Origin of the sequence: Mycolicibacterium stellerae, assembly GCF_003719305.1 — a bacterium.
In the GTDB taxonomy this organism is placed as follows: domain Bacteria; phylum Actinomycetota; class Actinomycetes; order Mycobacteriales; family Mycobacteriaceae; genus Mycobacterium; species Mycobacterium stellerae.
Genome location: NZ_RARC01000032.1, coordinates 1 through 18197, shown reverse-complemented (window position 1 = coordinate 18197; position 18197 = coordinate 1). Strand labels below are relative to the sequence as shown.

At 66.3% G+C, this 18197-nt stretch carries 16 protein-coding genes; 14 read left to right on the top strand and 2 right to left on the bottom strand.

All coding sequences use genetic code 11. The annotated features are described in order from the left end of the window. Positions 1-128 precede the first annotated feature (128 nt). From D6M19_RS27710 to D6M19_RS27700, 3 genes are all read left to right on the top strand, one after another. The gene (locus D6M19_RS27710; RefSeq protein WP_123028490.1) at positions 129-386 is read left to right on the top strand and encodes a hypothetical protein; all 258 of its coding nucleotides are present in this window, start codon (positions 129-131) and stop codon (positions 384-386) included. A gap of 150 nt (positions 387-536) precedes the next feature. Further along, positions 537-800: a hypothetical protein gene (locus tag D6M19_RS27705; protein ID WP_123028489.1), complete on the top strand. Its 264-nt coding sequence runs from the start codon at positions 537-539 to the stop codon at positions 798-800. A 26-nt stretch (positions 801-826) separates the two neighbouring features. After that, positions 827-1060 carry a hypothetical protein gene (locus tag D6M19_RS27700; RefSeq protein WP_123028488.1) on the top strand — a complete coding sequence of 78 codons (234 nt, stop codon included), beginning with the start codon at positions 827-829 and terminating at the stop codon, positions 1058-1060. Between the two features lie 15 nt (positions 1061-1075). On the opposite strand, the gene D6M19_RS27695 is transcribed toward D6M19_RS27700, so the two are convergent. After that, the gene (locus tag D6M19_RS27695; protein ID WP_206428656.1) at positions 1076-1567 is read right to left on the bottom strand and encodes a hypothetical protein; all 492 of its coding nucleotides are present in this window, start codon (positions 1565-1567) and stop codon (positions 1076-1078) included. Between the two features lie 183 nt (positions 1568-1750). Between D6M19_RS27695 and D6M19_RS27690 the strand changes: the two genes are divergently transcribed. From D6M19_RS27690 to D6M19_RS27660, 7 genes are all read left to right on the top strand, one after another. Next, positions 1751-2455: a response regulator transcription factor gene (locus tag D6M19_RS27690; protein ID WP_123028543.1), complete on the top strand. Its 705-nt coding sequence runs from the start codon at positions 1751-1753 to the stop codon at positions 2453-2455. After that, a complete protein-coding gene (locus tag D6M19_RS27685; RefSeq protein ID WP_123028544.1) occupies positions 2433-4052 on the top strand; it encodes a sensor histidine kinase in 1620 nt (539 codons plus the stop codon). Before D6M19_RS27690 ends, D6M19_RS27685 begins: the two co-directional genes overlap by 23 nt. 14 nt (positions 4053-4066) lie before the next feature. Beyond that, entirely contained in the window at positions 4067-5980 is a 1914-nt protein-coding gene (locus tag D6M19_RS27680) for an ArnT family glycosyltransferase (protein WP_123028487.1), read from the top strand. Between the two features lie 47 nt (positions 5981-6027). Beyond that, a complete protein-coding gene (locus D6M19_RS27675) occupies positions 6028-7302 on the top strand; it encodes a bifunctional glycosyltransferase family 2/GtrA family protein (RefSeq protein WP_164478723.1) in 1275 nt (424 codons plus the stop codon). 70 nt (positions 7303-7372) lie between these two features. Next, positions 7373-9277 carry an ArnT family glycosyltransferase gene (locus D6M19_RS27670; protein WP_123028486.1) on the top strand — a complete coding sequence of 635 codons (1905 nt, stop codon included), beginning with the start codon at positions 7373-7375 and terminating at the stop codon, positions 9275-9277. Positions 9278-9418: 141 nt separating this feature from the next. Beyond that, the gene (locus tag D6M19_RS27665) at positions 9419-9910 is read left to right on the top strand and encodes a beta-class carbonic anhydrase (protein WP_123028541.1); all 492 of its coding nucleotides are present in this window, start codon (positions 9419-9421) and stop codon (positions 9908-9910) included. 98 nt (positions 9911-10008) lie between these two features. After that, positions 10009-12003 (top strand): glycoside hydrolase family 15 protein, encoded by a 1995-nt coding sequence (locus D6M19_RS27660; RefSeq protein WP_123028485.1) that lies wholly within the window; start codon positions 10009-10011, stop codon positions 12001-12003. On the opposite strand, the gene D6M19_RS27655 is transcribed toward D6M19_RS27660, so the two are convergent. Next, positions 11939-13846: an FUSC family protein gene (locus D6M19_RS27655; protein ID WP_123028484.1), complete on the bottom strand. Its 1908-nt coding sequence runs from the start codon at positions 13844-13846 to the stop codon at positions 11939-11941. The two genes, D6M19_RS27660 and D6M19_RS27655, sit on opposite strands and share 65 nt — an antisense overlap. A 205-nt stretch (positions 13847-14051) precedes the next feature. Between D6M19_RS27655 and D6M19_RS27650 the strand changes: the two genes are divergently transcribed. Genes D6M19_RS27650 through D6M19_RS27635 form a run of 4 tightly spaced genes read left to right on the top strand, consistent with a single transcriptional unit; the run spans position 14052 to position 18024 of the window. Then, positions 14052-14267 (top strand): ferredoxin, encoded by a 216-nt coding sequence (locus tag D6M19_RS27650; RefSeq protein ID WP_123028540.1) that lies wholly within the window; start codon positions 14052-14054, stop codon positions 14265-14267. Continuing rightward, on the top strand, positions 14264-15667 hold the full coding sequence (locus tag D6M19_RS27645; RefSeq protein WP_123028483.1) for an NAD(P)/FAD-dependent oxidoreductase: 1404 nt from the start codon (positions 14264-14266) through the stop codon (positions 15665-15667). Before D6M19_RS27650 ends, D6M19_RS27645 begins: the two co-directional genes overlap by 4 nt. Positions 15668-15692: 25 nt before the next feature. Beyond that, positions 15693-16982: a cytochrome P450 gene (locus D6M19_RS27640; RefSeq protein ID WP_123028482.1), complete on the top strand. Its 1290-nt coding sequence runs from the start codon at positions 15693-15695 to the stop codon at positions 16980-16982. 1 nt (position 16983) lies between these two features. Continuing rightward, positions 16984-18024: an NAD(P)-dependent alcohol dehydrogenase gene (locus D6M19_RS27635; protein ID WP_123028481.1), complete on the top strand. Its 1041-nt coding sequence runs from the start codon at positions 16984-16986 to the stop codon at positions 18022-18024. The last annotated feature ends 173 nt before the right edge of the window (positions 18025-18197 follow it).

The following is an 18197-nucleotide window of genomic DNA, read 5'->3' as shown; positions in this document are numbered from 1 at the left end:
GAAGTCAATTCCCACCCGGTCTTAAGCCTCGCTACAGAAACCGCTTGTTCACTGGCTTCTACCTGCACTTTTCACGGTTCGCCGCACCGCAGGGGCGAAACGGCAACGGCCATGAATGGAGTGTGACAATGGATTCAAACAATCGGAACAAGGCGAAACTGCTGGCCGCGGTCATCGGCGGCAGCGCGGTGGTGACGATGGGTGCGGTCGCGATGAGCATCCATCAGCAACCAACCGGCACCGAGAACGTCGCAGTGGGCAAGATGACCGTGGCTGCGACGACGACTGCATCGGGCAAGGCTGACACCGTCGAGGCGACATCGATGGCGGTGCCCGTCATCAAGGGCCCGGCGCCACTGCCTACCGAGGAGCAGGCGGCCGAATAGCCGCGGACTCACCGCACACGTTTCACCCTCGACCCTTTCGGTTATGCAATACGCCGGAGGGGTCGTCGGCGACCCTTCAAGCACTGTTCGACCGGCCGTGCCAGGTGGACGGGGACGGCTGACCAAACGTCCGAATTGGAGTGGTCAGAGGTGAAATCGAAACAGGTGAAGTTGGCATCGGCGGGGATCGGCGCGATCGCCCTTATCGGTATGGGCGCATTCGGGGTCGCGTTCAGCAATGTGAGCGCAGCCGAGGAGCCGGAACCCGCGCCGCCAGGCCCGGTGACCACCTCGGAGATGACGACGGCCGAGACGGTCGTCGATTCCGTGGAGCAAGAGGGACCTGAGACGTCCGTCGCGGTTCCTGCGACGACTACGCCTCCTTCCTCCATTGGCCAGGAACCGCCGGGCTGAGTGTCCGGCTGAAACGGAGTGTTGTGATGAATTCGCAGAAGTTGAAGCTGGTTTCGGCGGGCATCGGCGCGAGCGCGGTGGTTGCCATGGGCACGCTGACGGCGGTACTGAGCGAGGACAGTGGCTCGGCCAGCGTCGTCTCCAACCCCGAGATGACGCTCGGGGAGACGAGCACCATCGAGCAGGCGGCCACGGAGATCGAGACGTCGCTTGCGGTTCCCGAGGTCACGGCCGAGCCGCCTGACGGCTTCGGGCCGTAATTCAAAAGGCGCCCGTCAGCTCCCGTGCGGTTGGCCCTCACCGATGCTGTTGAGGGTCACCGTCGGGCCTGTCCTTGTAGCCTGCACCGTTACCGTGTCGTTGGCCGCCAGCGATGGTTTGGGGACGACAGCCGATGACGGGAATGCATAGATCTGCGTGTATCCGTCGTCGCTTCGTACCACGATCGACGACAGCGTTATCTCGTCGACGGTGCCCGTCTGGGTCATCTTGGTGCTGAAGCCACCCTGTCCGTCCGACACGACGTACTCACTGTGCAACACACCGGCCGGTTCAGCCCGTAAAGGCGGCGGTGGTGCACCCGGTGGTGGGGGGCCGTGGGTCGGCCCGTGGATCGGCCCGCCCATCATGCGCGACGAACCTGCGGTTGCCGCGTAGACAGCAGCGCCGCCTACTCCGCCGATCACCGCCGCCACGGCCACGGCCGCCACTGTTTGACGCTTACCCCAGCGCCGGACTTCCTGCTGTTCTGCCACCTCGGAGGTCACCCGACCACTGTGCAGCGGCTTCTTGTGCGTTGGCTGTGAACAGTGTCGGTATCGGATGGGTACTCACTCTTCACAGTGCGCGCACAGAATTGGCACAGCTCGCGCCCACGACGTGGGCGAATAATGGCTGGCGTGGGTACTGCGAATGGATCTGTGAACGCGAACGATCCCGAGCGCATCGTGATGCGCCGGGCCGACGGCAAGCCGATCAACGTGTTGGTCGTCGATGATGAGCCCGTCCTCGCAGAGTTGGTTTCGATGGCCCTGCGGTACGAGGGCTGGGAGATCCAAACCGCGGGTGACGGCGAGACCGCAATCGCGCTGGCCAAGGAGACCCCGCCCGATGTCGTCGTGCTCGACGTGATGTTGCCGGATATGAGCGGCCTGGATGTGTTGCGCAAGCTGCGTGAGCGGACTCCGCATCTGCCGCTGCTGCTTCTGACGGCCAAGGACTCGGTCGAGGACAGGATCGCGGGGCTGACCGCGGGCGGCGACGACTACGTGACCAAGCCGTTCAGCCTCGAAGAGGTGGTCCTTCGGTTGCGGGCTCTGCTGCGGCGTACCGGAGTCACCAGCGAGACGGGTGGCGCCAAAATCGTCGTCGGCGACCTGGCCCTCGATGAGGACAGCCATGAAGTCACCCGCGGCGGTGAGCCGATCCTGTTGACGGCGACGGAATTCGAGCTCCTGCGGTTCATGATGCGTAACTCGAAGCGAGTACTGTCAAAGGCGCAGATTCTGGACCGGGTATGGAGTTATGACTTCGGTGGGCGGTCCAACATCGTCGAGCTGTACGTGTCCTATCTCCGAAAGAAGATCGACAGCGGTCGGGAACCCATGATTCACACGCTGCGTGGGGCGGGGTATGTCCTCAAGCCCGCAGGCTGACCGCCCGGGCCTGCTGACCCGTTTACGTTCGCCTCGGTCGTGGTCTCTGCGCGCCCGGCTCCTGGTCACCCAGGTGGCACTGCTCGCGGTGGTGTGTGCGCTCATCGGTGTCGCCACCGAGTTCGCGCTGCAGCGCTTTCTCATGCATCAGCTCGATCAGCAGGTGATCGAGGCCGGTCGCCGTTCGGCCGTGATCTTCGAGCTCGGGCCGCCCCCACCGCCGGGTTTCCCGCCACCGGAAGGGATGCCTTGGCCGCCGCCGTTCGGACCGCCGCGGCCCGATCAGCCGCGCCGGATCACCATCCGTGAGGACGACGGTCCAGGCCCGGAATTTCTCAACGCCCCCGGCCAGGCCGCCCGGATGGTCGGCGCCGTGATCGCCCAGGGAGTACCTGTCGACGCCGGCGTCATCACCGCGGACGGCGCGCGAGCCGGGCTCAGTTCCACTGCGACCGCACAGCTGGCGAAGATCGCCCCGAATCGCCATCCGACGACGATCGACCTGGACGGTCTCGGCAGCTACCGAGTGGTGGGCAACCATTCTCCCGGCCCGGAGGAGACGATCGTCGTCGGTATGCCGACCTCCGACGTCGACGACACGTTGTTGTGGGTGTTGGTGATGTTCTGCATCGTCGGAGTCATCGCACTGGTGGCCGCGGCGACGGCGGGCATTCTGCTCATCCGGCGCCAATTCAGGCCGTTGGCAACGGTTTCCGCCGCCGCCAGGCAGGTGGCCGATCTCGAGCTCGACCGCGGCGAGGTTCGGCTTCCCAGTCCCATCGTCAAGGTCGATCCGGCGGGCGCACACACCGAAATCGGTCAGCTCGGCTCGGCGCTGAACCGCATGGTCGACCGCATCGCAGGCGCACTGTCGGCGCGACACGCAAGTGAGATGCGGGTGCGCCAGTTCGTCGCCGATGCCAGCCACGAACTGCGCACTCCGCTCGCGGCGATTCGGGGCTATACCGAACTGGCACAACGCAAACAAGACGCCCTGCCCGACGACGTCGCGCATGCGATGAGCCGGGTGGAATCCGAGACCGAACGCATGACCCGCCTCGTCGAGGACATGCTGCTGCTCGCGCGCCTCGACACCGGACGACCGCTGGAGCGCGTTCAGGTGGACCTCACCCGGCTGGTGGTCGACGCCGCCAGCGATGCGCATATCGCGGGCCCCGAGCACCGGTGGTCGCTGGACTTGCCGGAACAGCCGATCGTGGTGAGGGGCGACGAGGCGCGCCTGACCCAGGTGCTCGTCAACCTGCTCGCCAATGCGCGCACCCACACCCCGGCAGGCACATCCGTCACGACCGCGTTGGCCGTCGACGGGGACCATGCCGTCCTCACGGTGACCGACGACGGACCGGGAATCCCGGTGTGGTTGCAGCCCGAAGTCTTCCAGCGGTTCGCGCGCGGCGATTCGTCGCGCTCCAGGCGTGAGGGCAGCACCGGACTCGGCCTGGCAATAGTCTCGGCCGTGGTCAGGGCACACCACGGCACCATCGACGTGCACAGCGTCCCCGGTAAGACCGAATTCGTGGTGAAGCTTCCGGTCAACTCACAGCCAAGCCACAGCGACGCCAAAACCGACGCCTAGGCCGATACCCGAAGATGGCGTCAGTGACCCTCGTACTTCCTCCTGCCGACCTGGGCCCTCGCGCGCGCTGGGGATCGCAAAAGTCCCCGACACGCCGTGAAGCGCGGTACTTTCGCGTCTTCTCGCGGGTGGTTGCCGACCGGGTGGCACTGGCTGTACTGCTCATCGGCACCGCGGCGCTGTACCTGTGGAACCTTTCGGCGAGCGGATGGGCGAACAGCTTCTATTCGGCCGCCGCGCAGGCAGGCGCGAGCAACTGGACGGCCATGCTGTTCGGCTCGAGCGATGCCGCCAACGCGATCACCGTCGACAAGACGCCCGCGTCGCTCTGGACCATGGACATCTCGGTGCGCATCTTCGGGTTGAACCCGTGGAGCGTGCTTGTGCCGCAAGCCCTCGAAGGCGTGGCCGCGGTAGCCCTCCTCTACGCCGCAGTGCGGCGGGTCAGCGGCCCGGGTGCGGCGCTTCTCGCCGGTTCGATCATGGCGCTGACGCCGGTTGCCGCGCTGATGTTCCGGTTCAACAACCCCGACGCACTCCTGGTTCTGATGCTCGTCGCGGGCGCCTATTGCACGCAGCGGGCATGCGAAAAGGACAGCAGCCGTTGGTGGTTGGTCGCGGCGGGGGTCGCGGTCGGCTTCGGCTTCCTGGCCAAGATGCTGCAGGCCTTCCTGGTGACACCGGGATTCGTTGCGGCGTACCTGTTGGCGGGAAACCGTCCGCTGGGTCGACGACTGGCGGACGCGGCCTGCCTGGTCGGGGCGATGATCATCGCAGCAGGCTGGTATCTCGTGCTCGTCGAGATGTGGCCCTCCGACGCCAGGCCGTACATCGGCGGATCCCAGCACGACAGCATCGTCGAACTGGCGTTGGGCTACAACGGGTTGGGCCGGCTGACCGGGAACGAGACCGGCGGCCTAGGCAACATGAACTTCGACGTCGGTTGGGGGAGGCTCTTCGGGCACAGCATGGGCACCGAGATCGCCTGGCTGTTGCCTGCGGCCGTCATCTGCCTCGGCGCCATCGTGCTCCTCACCCGGCGGGCACCCCGAACCGACCCCACGCGCGCCGCGGCAGTGATCTGGGGCGGCTGGCTGTTGGTGACCGCGGCGGTGTTCAGCTTCATGAACGGCATCGTGCACCCCTACTACACGGTGGCGCTGGCCCCGGCGATCGGCGCGTGCGTCGGCATCGGCGCAACCTTGTTGTGGCAGAACCGATCTTCGCTTCCGTGCGCGACCGCACTTGCAGGGACCGTCGTGATCACCTCGGTCCTGGCGTGCGTGCTGTTGGCCAGGACCGAAGGCTGGCTGCCGTGGCTTTCGGCCGCCATCGCCGTCGGTGGATTGGGCGCCGCAGTGCTGTTGTTGGTTTCGGGTCGGCTGAACGCAACCGTGGCAGGTGCTGCCGCCTGCCTGGCGATCGCGGTGGCTCTGGCGGCCCCGGCGGCCTACTCCGTCGCAACGGCGGCGACGCCGCACCGCGGGGCCCTACCATCGGCTGGCCCGGCCCGCGCCGGTTCGATGCCGTTGGGAGCGGGCGGCCTGCTCAGCGCGCCGACACCCGGCCCAACGTTGTCGGCAATGCTGGCCACCGATGCCGACGACTACACATGGGCGGCGGCGGCGATGGGATCGAACAACGCCGCCGGCTACCAGTTGGGCAGCGGCGCGCCGGTGATGGCGATCGGCGGTTTCAACGGAACGGATCCCGCGCCGACACTCGACGAGTTCAAACGCTATGTTGCCGACAAGAGGATCCATTACTTCATCCGTGGTCAGCTGATGGTCGGCCAGTGGGGCGGCCACGGAACGTCGGGAAGCCGAGAAGCCGCCGACATCGCGGATTGGGTCGAGACGCGCTTCACGCCAACCACGGTCGACAAGGTCGTCATCTACGACCTGACTCAGCCGGTGAAGAACACATAGCTTGCGCATAGCCGCACCCAACGACCGACACACGCTGCTCCTCGACCATGGAACTCATGACAGACATCGTTCTCGAACGTGACGCCGGCTCGGCTCGGACGAGCCGCTTCCAAGCGCGACCGAACGCGGCGCTGGCGGCCCGCGACAAGGGGGTTCCCGTGCTTGATGTGGTGGTGCCGGTGTACAACGAGGAAGCGACCCTCGCCGACTCGGTGTACCGCCTGCACCGTCATCTGCACGACCACTTCCCGTTCCCGGCGCGCATCACGATCGCGGACAACGCCAGTGTCGACGACACGCCCCGCATCGCAGAGGAGCTCGCCGCCGAGCTCGACGACGTCCGGGTGGTGCGGCTCGAGCAGAAGGGGCGTGGGCGTGCGCTGCACGCGGTGTGGTCGACGTCGGACGCCCCGGTGCTGGCGTACATGGACGTCGATCTGTCGACCGACCTCGCCGCGCTCGCTCCTCTTGTCGCACCGCTGATCTCCGGCCACTCCGATCTGGCGATCGGGACCCGGCTTGGGCGGGGCGCCCGCGTGGTGCGCGGACCCAAGCGCGAGATCATCTCGCGCTGCTACAACTTCATCCTCAAGTCGACGCTCGCGGCACGCTTCTCCGACGCGCAGTGCGGGTTCAAGGCCATCCGCGCAGACGTCGCGCAGCGCCTGCTTCCGCATGTCACCGACACCGGCTGGTTCTTCGACACCGAACTGCTTGTGCTGGCCGAACGGGCAGGGCTGCGCATCCACGAAGTGCCGGTGGACTGGGTGGACGACCCGGACAGCCGGGTCGACATCGTGGCCACCGCGGCCGCCGACCTCAAGGGCATCGCGCGGCTGCTGCGCGGCTTCGCGTCGGGCTCGATACCCGTGCAAACTGTTGCGGCCCAGCTGAGTTCGTCGGGCCGGGCGGCTGCGCCAGGATCGCTGCTGCGCCAGACGGTGCGGTTCGCGAGCATCGGAATCGCCTCGACGGCCGCCTACCTTCTTCTGTTCATGATGCTGCACGGCTGGCTCGGGGCACAGATCGCGAACCTGATCGCCCTCCTGGTCACGGCGATCGGCAACACCGCGGCCAACCGCCGCTACACGTTTGGGATCGCGCACCGAAACAACGTCGCGCGCAACCACGTCGAGGGGCTCATCGTCTTCGGCATCGCGCTTGGCATCACCAGCGGTGCGCTGGCCACCCTGCACGCCATCGTCGGAGAGCCGGGCCGGTGGGTCGAGGCCACCGTGTTGGTGCTCGCCAACCTGCTGGCCACCGCCGTTCGATTCGTGCTGCTGCGCGGTTGGGTGTTCCACCCGCGCCGAAACCGCTGACGCACGTACACAGCCGAAACCACTGACACCCCGCGCACAACTGACACACGTACCCAAAGGAATCCGATCAATGACAATCACTGCCGAAGTGCATACGCAGGCAGCCGAAACGGCGGGTGGGCCGCCGGCCCGACCGCGCTGGGAAAGACCTGCGCTGCTGGCTCTGCTGGTCGGCACCGCCGTGCTGTATCTGTGGGGGCTCGGCTCGTCGGGCTGGGCCAACGACTACTACGCGGCTGCCGTGCAGGCTGGCACCCAGGACCTGACGGCCTGGCTGTTCGGGTCGCATGACGCAGGCAACGCGATCACCGTCGACAAGCCGCCCGCGGCGTTGTGGGTGATGGCGTTGTCCGGCAGGCTTTTCGGCTTCAGCGCGTTCTCGATGCTGTTGCCGCAGGCGCTGATGGGCGTCGGAGCGGTCGCGTTTCTCTATGCCGCCGTGCGGCGGGTCAGCGGACCCGGCGCCGGTCTGATCGCGGGTGCCGCTCTGGCGCTGACGCCGGTCGCGGCGTTGATGTTCCGGTTCAACAATCCCGACGCATTGCTGGTTCTGTTGATGGTGGCCGCCGCGTACTTCGTGGTGCGTGCGATCGAGACGGGCAGCACCGGGTGGATGGCGTTGGCCGGTTCAGCGCTCGGCTTCGCCTTTCTGACGAAGATGTTGCAGGCCGTCCTCGTGGTGCCGGGGCTGGCGCTGGCGTTTCTCGTCGCCGCTCCCATCGGAATGTGGCAGCGAGTCTGGAAGCTGATGGTTGCAGCCGGCGCGATGATCGTGTCCGCGGGTTGGTACATCGCTCTCGTCGAGCTGTGGCCTGCCGACTCGCGGCCCTACATCGGCGGCTCCAGTTCGAACAGCCTGCTGCAGTTGGCATTGGGCTACAACGGGATTGACCGCATCGCCGGCGGTGGGTCCCCTGGTGGTGGTCCGGGCGGTGGCCCTGGCGGAAGCGGTGGCCCTGGCGGAGCAGGCAATGTGTTGTTCGGCGGCGAGCCGGGCATCGGCAGGATGTTCGGGCAGTCGATGGGAACCGAGGTCTCCTGGCTGCTACCTGCCGCCCTGATCGGCCTGGCCGCTGCTCTGTGGTTGACCCGCAGGGCCGCTCGGACAGATCAGCTGCGCGCCAGCCTGCTGTTGTGGGGCGGCTGGCTACTGGTCACCGCCGCGGTGTTCAGCTTCATGGACGGCATCATCCACCCGTACTACACCGTGGCCCTTGCCCCTGCAATCGCGGCGCTGGTCGGAATCTCGGTGCGCGAACTGTGGCGCGTCAGGGACCGCCTGTGGTCACGTCTGGTGCTGGCGGCGATGTCGGCGTCCACGGGCGTGTGGGCGTTCGTCCTGCTTGACCGCACTCCTGATTGGCTGCCCGCGCTGCGATGGGCCGTGCTCGTCGGGTCGGTGCTGATGGCGGCGATGCTCGCCGCGGGTGCACACCGGAAGGGAACCCTGGTCGCGGTGTTGGCGGCGGGAGCGATCCTGTTCGGCGTGGCAGCGCCTGCGGCCTACGCCGTCGAGACCGTGGCAACCGCGCACAACGGGGCCATCTCGACCTCGGGTCCGAGCAAGGGTGACGCGTCCGGCTTTCCCGGCGGCGGCGGGCCTGGAGGATCCGGCGGGCCGGGCGGTCGGATGGCCGAGAACGAGGCGCTGGTCGAGTTGCTTCAGGGCCTCGACAACCGTTGGGCCGCAGCGACTATCGGCTCGATGGGGGCGAGCACCCTGGAGCTCAAGAGCGGCGCGTCGATCATGGCGATCGGTGGGTTCACCGGAGGCGACAACTCGCCGACGTTGGCACAGTTCCAGGACTACGTGGCCAACCACGACGTCAGGTACTTCATCGAAGGTGAGCACTTCGGCCCGCCCGGCCATCGCGGGTCGGGCACCGCGAGCGAGATCACGGACTGGGTGAAGCAGAACTTCGCGTCCAGTGACGTCGGCGGCAGCACGGTCTACGACCTGACCGCCCACAAATAGCCGAAAAGACTGCGACGACCGTCCTGTGCATCCTCGGCCAGGGCGGTCGTCGCCTATGTAATCGTCCTGATTCTGACTCGTGGCACGCCGACGCCGTGTTGTTATCGTGTCCGACGTTTGCGAGCCGACAAGGAGGTCGAAATGACCGTGACCGACGATTATCTGAAGAACAACGAGGAGTACGCGAAGAGTTTCTCCGGCCCGCTGCCGCTGCCGCCGAGCAAGCACGTGGCGGTGGTGGCGTGCATGGACGCCCGGCTCGACGTCTACCGGGCGCTCGGCTTGAACGACGGCGAGGCACACGTCATCCGCAACGCGGGCGGGGTGGTCACCGACGACGAGATCCGTTCGCTGGCGATCAGCCAGCGGCTGCTCGGCACCAAGGAGATCATCCTGATCCACCACACCGACTGCGGCATGCTCACGTTCACCGACGACGACTTCAAGCGATCCATTCAGGACGAGACGGGCATCAAGCCGGAGTGGGCGGCCGAAGCGTTCGCCGATGTGGAGGAGGACGTGCGTCAATCCCTCCGCCGGATCGAGGCGAGCCCGTTCGTCACCAAGCACGAGTCGCTGCGCGGCTTCGTGTTCGACGTCGCAACCGGCAAGCTCAACGAGGTCACTCTGTAGGGGTTTCGCCGAAATCGCAAGCTCTACGCGTGCCGCTACGCGTGCCGGGCAGCGACCAAAGGTGTGCGCCGGAGGGGTCGGCGGTCAATGATGGCCAGATGGTCCTGCAGCATGCGACGCCGGCCGGCGGGAACGGTTCCGCCGTAACACTCGACGCGACCGCCCCGGTGCCAGCGGCCTCGAGCGGTTCGAGAAACCCCTTTCCGCCCATCGCCGACTACGCCTTCTTATCGGACTGCGAGAACAGCTGCCTGATCTCGTCGAGCGGATCGGTGGAATGGCTGTGCGTGCCACGGCCCGATTCGCCCAGCGTGTTCGGGGCCATCCTGGATCGCGGCGCAGGACACTTCCGACTGAGCCCCTACGGCGTCTCTGTCCCTTCCGGCAGGCGCTATCTGCCGGGCAGCCTGATCCTGGAGACCACGTGGCAGACCCATACGGGCTGGATGATCGTCCGCGACACGATGGTGATGGGCCCGTGGCGAGATATCGAGACGCGGTCGGGGACGCATCGCCGCGTACCGATGGACTGGGACGCCGAACACACGATCCTGCGAACCGTGCGATGCGTCAGCGGCACCGTCGAGCTGGTGATGGATTGCGAGCCGTCGTTCGACTATCACCGTGCCAGCGCGAACTGGGAGTACTCGGCGAATGGCTATGGGGAAGCCGTTGCTCGGGCCAACCATGACCCGGACGCACACCCGACGCTGCGGCTGACCTCCAATCTGCGCATCGGGTTGGAGGGCCGCCAGGCACGGGCACGCACGCGGCTGAAAGAGGGCGACAACGTCTTTGTCGCACTGAGCTTTTCCAAACAACCCGCGCCCCAGACATACGATGAAGCCGTCGACAAGATGTGGACGACCAGCGAATGCTGGCGGCAATGGATTAACATCGGCAACTTCCCCGACCACCCGTGGCGGGGCTACTTGCAGCGCAGCGCGTTGACGCTGAAGGGGTTGACGTACTCGCCGACAGGCGCACTGCTGGCAGCGTGTTCCACGTCGCTTCCGGAAACGCCTCAGGGCGAACGTAACTGGGACTACCGGTACTCGTGGATCCGCGATTCGACGTTCGCGTTGTGGGGCCTCTACACCTTGGGGCTCGATCGGGAGGCCGATGACTTCTTCTCCTTCATCGTCGACGTGTCCGGCGCGAATACCGAAGAGCGCCATGAACTTCAAGTGATGTATGGCGTTGGTGGGGAGCGCCGCCTTGTCGAGGAGGAGCTGCCGCACCTGTCCGGCTACGACAACGCCCGGCCGGTGCGGATCGGCAACGGCGCATACGACCAGAGGCAGCACGACGTCTGGGGTTCGATGCTGGACTCGGTGTATCTGCACGCCAGGTCTCGCGAGCAGATTCCGGAAGCGTTGTGGCAGGTGCTCAAGCAACAGGTCGAAGAGGCGATCAAGCACTGGCGCGAGCCCGACCGTGGCATCTGGGAGGTGCGCGGCGAACCCCAGCACTTCACGTCCAGCAAGATCATGTGCTGGGTCGCGCTGGACCGCGGCGCCAAGCTGGCTGACCTGCATGGCTGGACGAACCAAACGAAGGAGTGGCGCGCGATCGCCGAGGAGATCAAGGCCGACATCCTGGCCAACGGCGTGGACTCCCGCGGGGTGCTCACCCAGCGCTACGGCGACGACGCACTCGACGCCTCGCTGCTGCTGGCGGTGCTGACCCGGTTCCTGCCGCCCGACGACCCACGAATTCGCGACACCGTCCTGGCGATCGCCGACGAGCTGACCGAGGAAGGGTTGGTGCTGCGCTACCGCGTGGAGGAAACCGACGACGGGCTGTCCGGCGAGGAGGGCACGTTCACGATCTGCTCGTTCTGGCTGGTGTCGGCGCTGGTCGAGATCGGTGAGATCCACCGCGCCAAGCACCTGTGCGAACGGCTGCTGTCCTTCGCAAGCCCACTACACCTCTACGCCGAGGAGATCGAGCCGCGCACCGGACGCCACCTGGGCAACTTCCCGCAGGCGTTCACCCATCTCGCGCTCATCAACGCCGTGGTGCATGTCATTCGCGCCGAAGAGGACGCAGACGGGTCAGGAACGTTCCAGCCCGCGCATGCTCCGACCTGACGGCGCCTCCAGCTTCGATATTCATCACGCGTTCGGGCTGCGCGAAGACGTTGATCTCGCTCGCGGCCGATGCAGCTGTGGCAGCAAGGGCGCCGTGGGCGCGGTCGAGTTCGGCCTGCGTGGTGGCGATTCCGTCCTCCCGGCCGGGCAGGTGTGATTCGAGCGCGTCATCGAGAGCATCCAGGTAGGTCAACACGGCAGGGCGAATTTCGCGCGAGGTGCGAATGGGCACGATTATCAGCGCGACGAGCGCGGCCACGCACCCGCCGATCAGTGCCGCGACTGTCTTGTCTCTGATCAGATCGAGGTAGCGGCCCTCGGTCGCGAACAGTGGGACGAACGCGATGCTCATCCAGAACACCATCGCCGGATACGAGACCGGAGCGGAGACGATGGTGAAGAACACGCCCACCGCGACGACGGCGACGGTCCAGAAGAGGTTGTCCGGGACACATGCCGCGATCGCCACCCCGCCGACGGCTCCGACGAGCGTGGCGGGCAACCTGACCAAGGCCCGGCGCGTCGACTGCCCTGCAGATCCGGCGATGACCACGAACGCGGTCCAGGCAACGACGAGGCTCTGCTCGTTTCCCACCGCGTTGGCGATCAGGCCGGCCGTTACCGCCGCGACGACCGCCTGTATCGCGAGCGCCATCGTCGGCGAAACGGTCCGACGACCAGGAGGCGAGCTTGTGTCGGCCCGAGCGGCTGCGCTGTCGCCCGTTGATTTCTCGGCGCCGGTTACCGTGGGCGCAGCAGCGGCCAACTTCCTTGCCTGCGTTACGGATTGGGCCACGACCTCGCCACCTGCGAGCAGCGTCAGCGCCGCAAGGAGAGCTTCCGGCGCGAACGGTGCCTCTCCGGTCTTCGCCGTTTGCGTCAGGGCTTCGTGGACGTGGCCGCGCAATTCCTGGGCCGCACGTACGACGGTGCCCCTCGACCCCTCGTCGACTTCATCACCGAGGGCAACGGCAAGCGCGAGCAGAGTGCTGCGCAGCGACCCGGCGATCTGGTCGGGAAGCGACTGCACCCAGCCCGGCACCTCGGCCCGGTCGGCCATGTCCTCCAGCCCCTTCTGGGCCGAGTGCAGCGCAACCCGCAGCCTGTCGACATCGTTGTGGCGCAAGCCTCGTACGACAACACCGGGGAACTGACCTTCGATGGCGGTGCGACACTTACCCGCCCGGTCGAGGTGCCTGCGAAGTGCCTTTCCATCATCCGACGGCGCGCCGTCCCTGGCTGCGGCAAGGGCGTCGACAATGCCGGCGACGGCGTCCGCGGCACGTCGGGAGAACGCCTGAACCGATGAGTTGAGGGACTGCAGCGGATCATCGGGCAGGATGACGGCTTCCCAGAGCGCCAGCCAGGCGAAGCCAACGACCAGTGCGACGACGAACCATCCGATCCGGCCGATCGTGATGTAGCCGGCGCCGGTGACGTAGACGGTGATGGCGCCCATCAGCGCCAGGCTTGCGACACGCGGACTCCACGATCGCAGCGCATACGACGAGAACATCAGCAGGACAAGAAATGCCGCGGCGGCCCACACCGCGTGCCGGGCGAGTGCGACCGTCGCGACAATGGCGACCGCCGCGACAACGGCCGCCCATCCGAGCGTGCGAATGCGGTCTGCGGGTTGCGGATCCGGGGCCAACAGCGCGCCCTCGAAGGCGGCGCCCGCGGCGAACAGCGTGATCCGTACCGGGTCGGCGACGTCGAACGCGAACGTGACCGCCACCATCGTCGCCCACGCCAGCACGGTCGCACACACCGCCCGCACACCGCGACGACTGCGGACGAGGCCGGGGTCGAAAACCTCGAGGCGCGCGGCAGCACCACTCATCACAGTAATGAGGGCACTCTCATCGCAATCCTCACCATCGCGGCCGGGGTCACCGTATCCGACAGCCCGTTATTTCGGTGGCGGGACGACAAAGCCCAAAAGCGTCTATTACGGATGCGTTACAGGTACTGTCAGCCCCCTCTCGCGGGACATCGGGAGCGGCGCTGACCAGCCCTCAGTGCCGGATGACAAGGAGCGAACAAGCATGCGCATCGTGGTCGATCTGAATCGCTGCCTGGGGTACGCGCAGTGCGTCCCGCTCGCGCCGGAGGTCCTTCAGTTGCAGGGCGAGGAGGCGCTCGCCTACGACCCGAATCCCGACGACTCGCTACGCCAGCACGTCGCCCGAGCGGTTGCGTCGTGCCCGGTGCAGGCGATCATCGCGGAGATGGATCCACCCGCGGACAGGACGACCAAATGAGTACGCAGTCGCTTGTCGACGATCTGGTTTCGACGTTCAAGTCGCAGGGCCGGATCGTCATCGTCGGCGCCTCCCTTGCCGGGCTGCGTGCCGCCGAAGCGTTGCGCGACGAGGGTTTTGCCGGATCGCTGACGTTGATCGGCGACGAAGTACACGAGCCCTACGATCGGCCGCCGCTGTCCAAACAGGTACTCAAAGGATGGGTGCCTGCGGGGAACACCAAGCTGCCCCGGATGCGCGCGATCGACGCCGAATGGCGCCTCGGTGTGGCGGCCACCGGATTGGACCGTGATAACCACGAAGTCCTGCTCGCCAACGGTGACAAGGTGCCCTATGACAGGTTGCTCATCGCCACCGGCGTGCGGTCCCGGCAGTGGTTCAATCCAGAAGAGGCCAAGCTGAAAGGCCTTTTCACGCTGCGGACCAGCGATGACGCCGCCGAGTTGCAGGCGGCTTTGAAGGCCCGTCCGAGGCGGGTGCTGATCGTCGGGGCGGGGTTCATCGGATCGGAGATGGCCTCCGTCTGCCGCGACCTCGGACTGGACGTGACCGTCGCGGAGCGATCCAGCGCACCGTTGGTGGGCGCGCTCGGCGGGGTGATCGGCGACATCGCCGCCAAAATGCAGCGTGACGCCGGCGTCGACCTACGTACCGGTGTCGCAGTCGAGGCCCTCGAAGGAGACGCGGAGGGACACGTGCGGCGCGCCAAGCTCTCCGATGGCACCACGCTCGATGTCGACGTGGTGGTGGCATCGCTGGGATCGATCCGAAACATCGAATGGCTCGAGGGCGCAGAACTCGCAACCGGATTCTGGGGAGTGGCCTGCGACGCCGGCTGCCGCGCCTTCGACATCAACGGTGTGGTGACCGACAACATCTTCGTCGCAGGTGACATCGCGCGGGCCCCGCATGTGCTCTACGAGTATCAGTTCATGTCCATCGAGCACGTGGATGCCGCCGTCCTTGGTGCCAAGGCCGCCGCGCACAACATGGTCAACCTCGAGAGAGCACGCCGACCACATCTGCCGCTGCCGCAGTTCTGGTCCGGCCAGTTCGGTGTCAACATCAAGGGCTGTGGCGTGTGCTCCTTCGGCGACGAGATTGTGTTCACCCAGGGCTCCGTCGAGGATCTCCGCTTCGCCGCCGCGTTCGGTAAGAACGGCCGCATCGTGGGGGCCATCACCTTCAACCACGGCAAATGGCTCGAGTACTACGGCGCGATGATCGAACGCTCAGCCCCGTTCCCGCCGCCGCCGGCGGGCTACGACGTACCCGAAAACTCTGAACCGATGTCGGCCCGTTTCCCCGACCCGCGCGAGCCGACGGGCCTTCCCGACGTCGTGCTCACCGGTCACGACCCGACATCGCGGGGCGCCGAGTTCCGCCCCAAAGCTCGCTAGTCCGCGCCCAGGAGGGGAGGCCGCAATGACGACCGCAGAAACCGCATGGACCGAGGCGATGAAGTACGAGAACCGCCACGATCCCTATCGATTCTTCGACGAGCTGCGCAAGACACCCGTTGTGCAGGTGGCCGATAAGGTCTATGTGGTCACCGGCTACCGCGAGCTACTGCAGCTCGCGCACGACCCGCACGTCAGCTCGGACATCTCGAAGAGCCCGATCTCGGCGCAGCCTGCGGCCGACGCTCAGCCCGACGTCGGCGCCGAGCACATGGCGGCATACGGCCGGGAGCCCAGCCTGATCGTGTCCGACCCGGCCAGACACGACAAGCAGCGTCGGCAGGTGATGCGGCATTTCGCGCCGCCACATTCTCCGAATGTCATCCCCAACATGGCGGCCGATATCCAGACGCTGTGCAACGACTCGCTGGACAAGATCAAAGCGGGGGTCAATGGGCCGGGCGGCAACACTTTCGACGTCGTCGACGACTACGCCTACCCGGTTCCGGTCGCGGTCATCTGCCAGATTCTCGGTGTCCCGTTGAAGGACGAACCCACCTTCCACGGCTGGATCTTCGACTTCATGGCGGGTGCGGACATGGGGCCCGACGCCGCCACTGAAGAAGGACAGGCGCGCCAGCAGAAGGGCAAGGAAAGTACAGCCGCGCTCACCGCCTACATGGCCGACCTGATCCAGGGCTTCCTGACCGAACCGCAGGACAACGTGCTGTCCAAGCTGGTCAACGACAAAGACGGGCCCGACGGGCCGATGACACCAAGCGAAGCCGCCGCCAACGCGATGCTGCTGCTGATCGCCGGGCACGATTCGACCGTCAACACGATCGCGCACTGTGTGTTGACGTTGCTGCGCAATCCCGAATCGATCGAACTGCTCCATGAGAAACCGGACCTGATCCCCAAGGCGATCGAAGAGGTGCTGCGGCTGCAGTCGGCCGTCCAGTTCTTCCCCAGCCGCAGCGTCACCGCCGACATAGAGGTCGGCGGGACCGTCATCCCCGCGGGTTCGGCCGTGCACCTGCTGTACGGAGCGGCGAACCGCGATCCCGAGCGATTCCCCGACCCCGAGAAGTTCGACATCCAGCGGCCTGACAACCAGCACGTGGGCTGGGGTCGCGGCGTGCACAGCTGCGTCGGCGGACCGCTGGCGCGCCTGGAGGTCAACATCGCTTTGGAGACGTTCCTGCGGCGCGTCGAGAACCCGCGGCTGGTCGTCGACCCGCCGCCCTACCGGGTGAACCAGGTGTTCCGCGGTCCACTGCATCTCGAGGTCGAGTTCGACCGGATCACGGGCTGAGGTGAAGGCGTTCCGGTTCGTCGAATGGCAACAGCCGGGTGAACTCCGGGACGTGCCGGTTCCGGAGCCGGGGCCGGGGGAGGTGCTGATCAAGGTCGGCGGTGCCGGTGCCTGCCATTCGGACTTACATTTACTCGAATTAGCCCCCGGGGCAAGGTCATTCACGTTGCCATTCACCCTAGGCCACGAGAATGCCGGCTGGGTCGAGACGATGGGTCCCGGAGCCACCGGGTTCGCGCCGGGTGATCCCGTCATCGTCTACGGACCGTGGGGCTGCGGCCTGTGCATGAACTGCCGCAGAGGCATGGAGAACTACTGCGAGACGCCGGGTAAGCCCAGCCCGGGGGGCCTCGGCGGGACCGACGGCGGCATGGCCGAGTATCTGCTCGTCCCGTCTACGCGCTACTTGATCCCGTTGGGCGATTTGGACCCTCGTGAGGCGGCGCCGCTCACGGACGCGGGGCTGACCAGCTACCACGCGGTGAAGCGTTCGGTGCATCTGTTGGGGCCCGGCTCTACCGCCGTCGTCATCGGCGCAGGCGGCCTTGGCCAAATGGCCATCCAAGTTCTGCGGGCCTTGGCCTCGGCCACAACCGTTGTCGCGGTTGATACTTCGCAAGACAAGCTGAAGATCGCCAAGTCGATGGGCGCCGACGAGGCGCTGATCTCTGGCGAGGACGCGGTGAGACGCGTCAAGGACATCACCAAGGGCGGCGGCGCCGAACTCGTCCTCGACTTGGTCGGCGTCAATCCCACGCTGAGCATGGCCGCGCAGGTGGCCCGGGTCCTCGGGCACCTGACCATCGTGGGGGTCGGCAACGCGACCTTGCCGGTCAACTTCTCCAGCCCGCCGCACGAATGCGCTGTCGCGTCGCCGTTCTGGGGCACCATACCCGAGTTGATCGAGGTGATCAGCTTGGCCCAGACCGGCAAGATCAAAATGCTCGTCGAACACTTCGCAATCGACGATGCCGCGCACGCCTACCACCAATTGCACGAGGGCAAGATCGCGGGACGCGCCGTCATCACGCCGAACGACTAACGGCCTGTGTCGATTACGGCCCGGCTAGATGCCGGTGCACAGCGACACGAAGGGTATGGGCGCGCAGACACCCTCCCCTTACACAAATCTCCGAGCCCATGAGACCCAGGCTGTTCTCGTAAGCCGTCATCTGCTCAGAACAAAAAATCAAACTTTACCACCAGTCGTGTGTA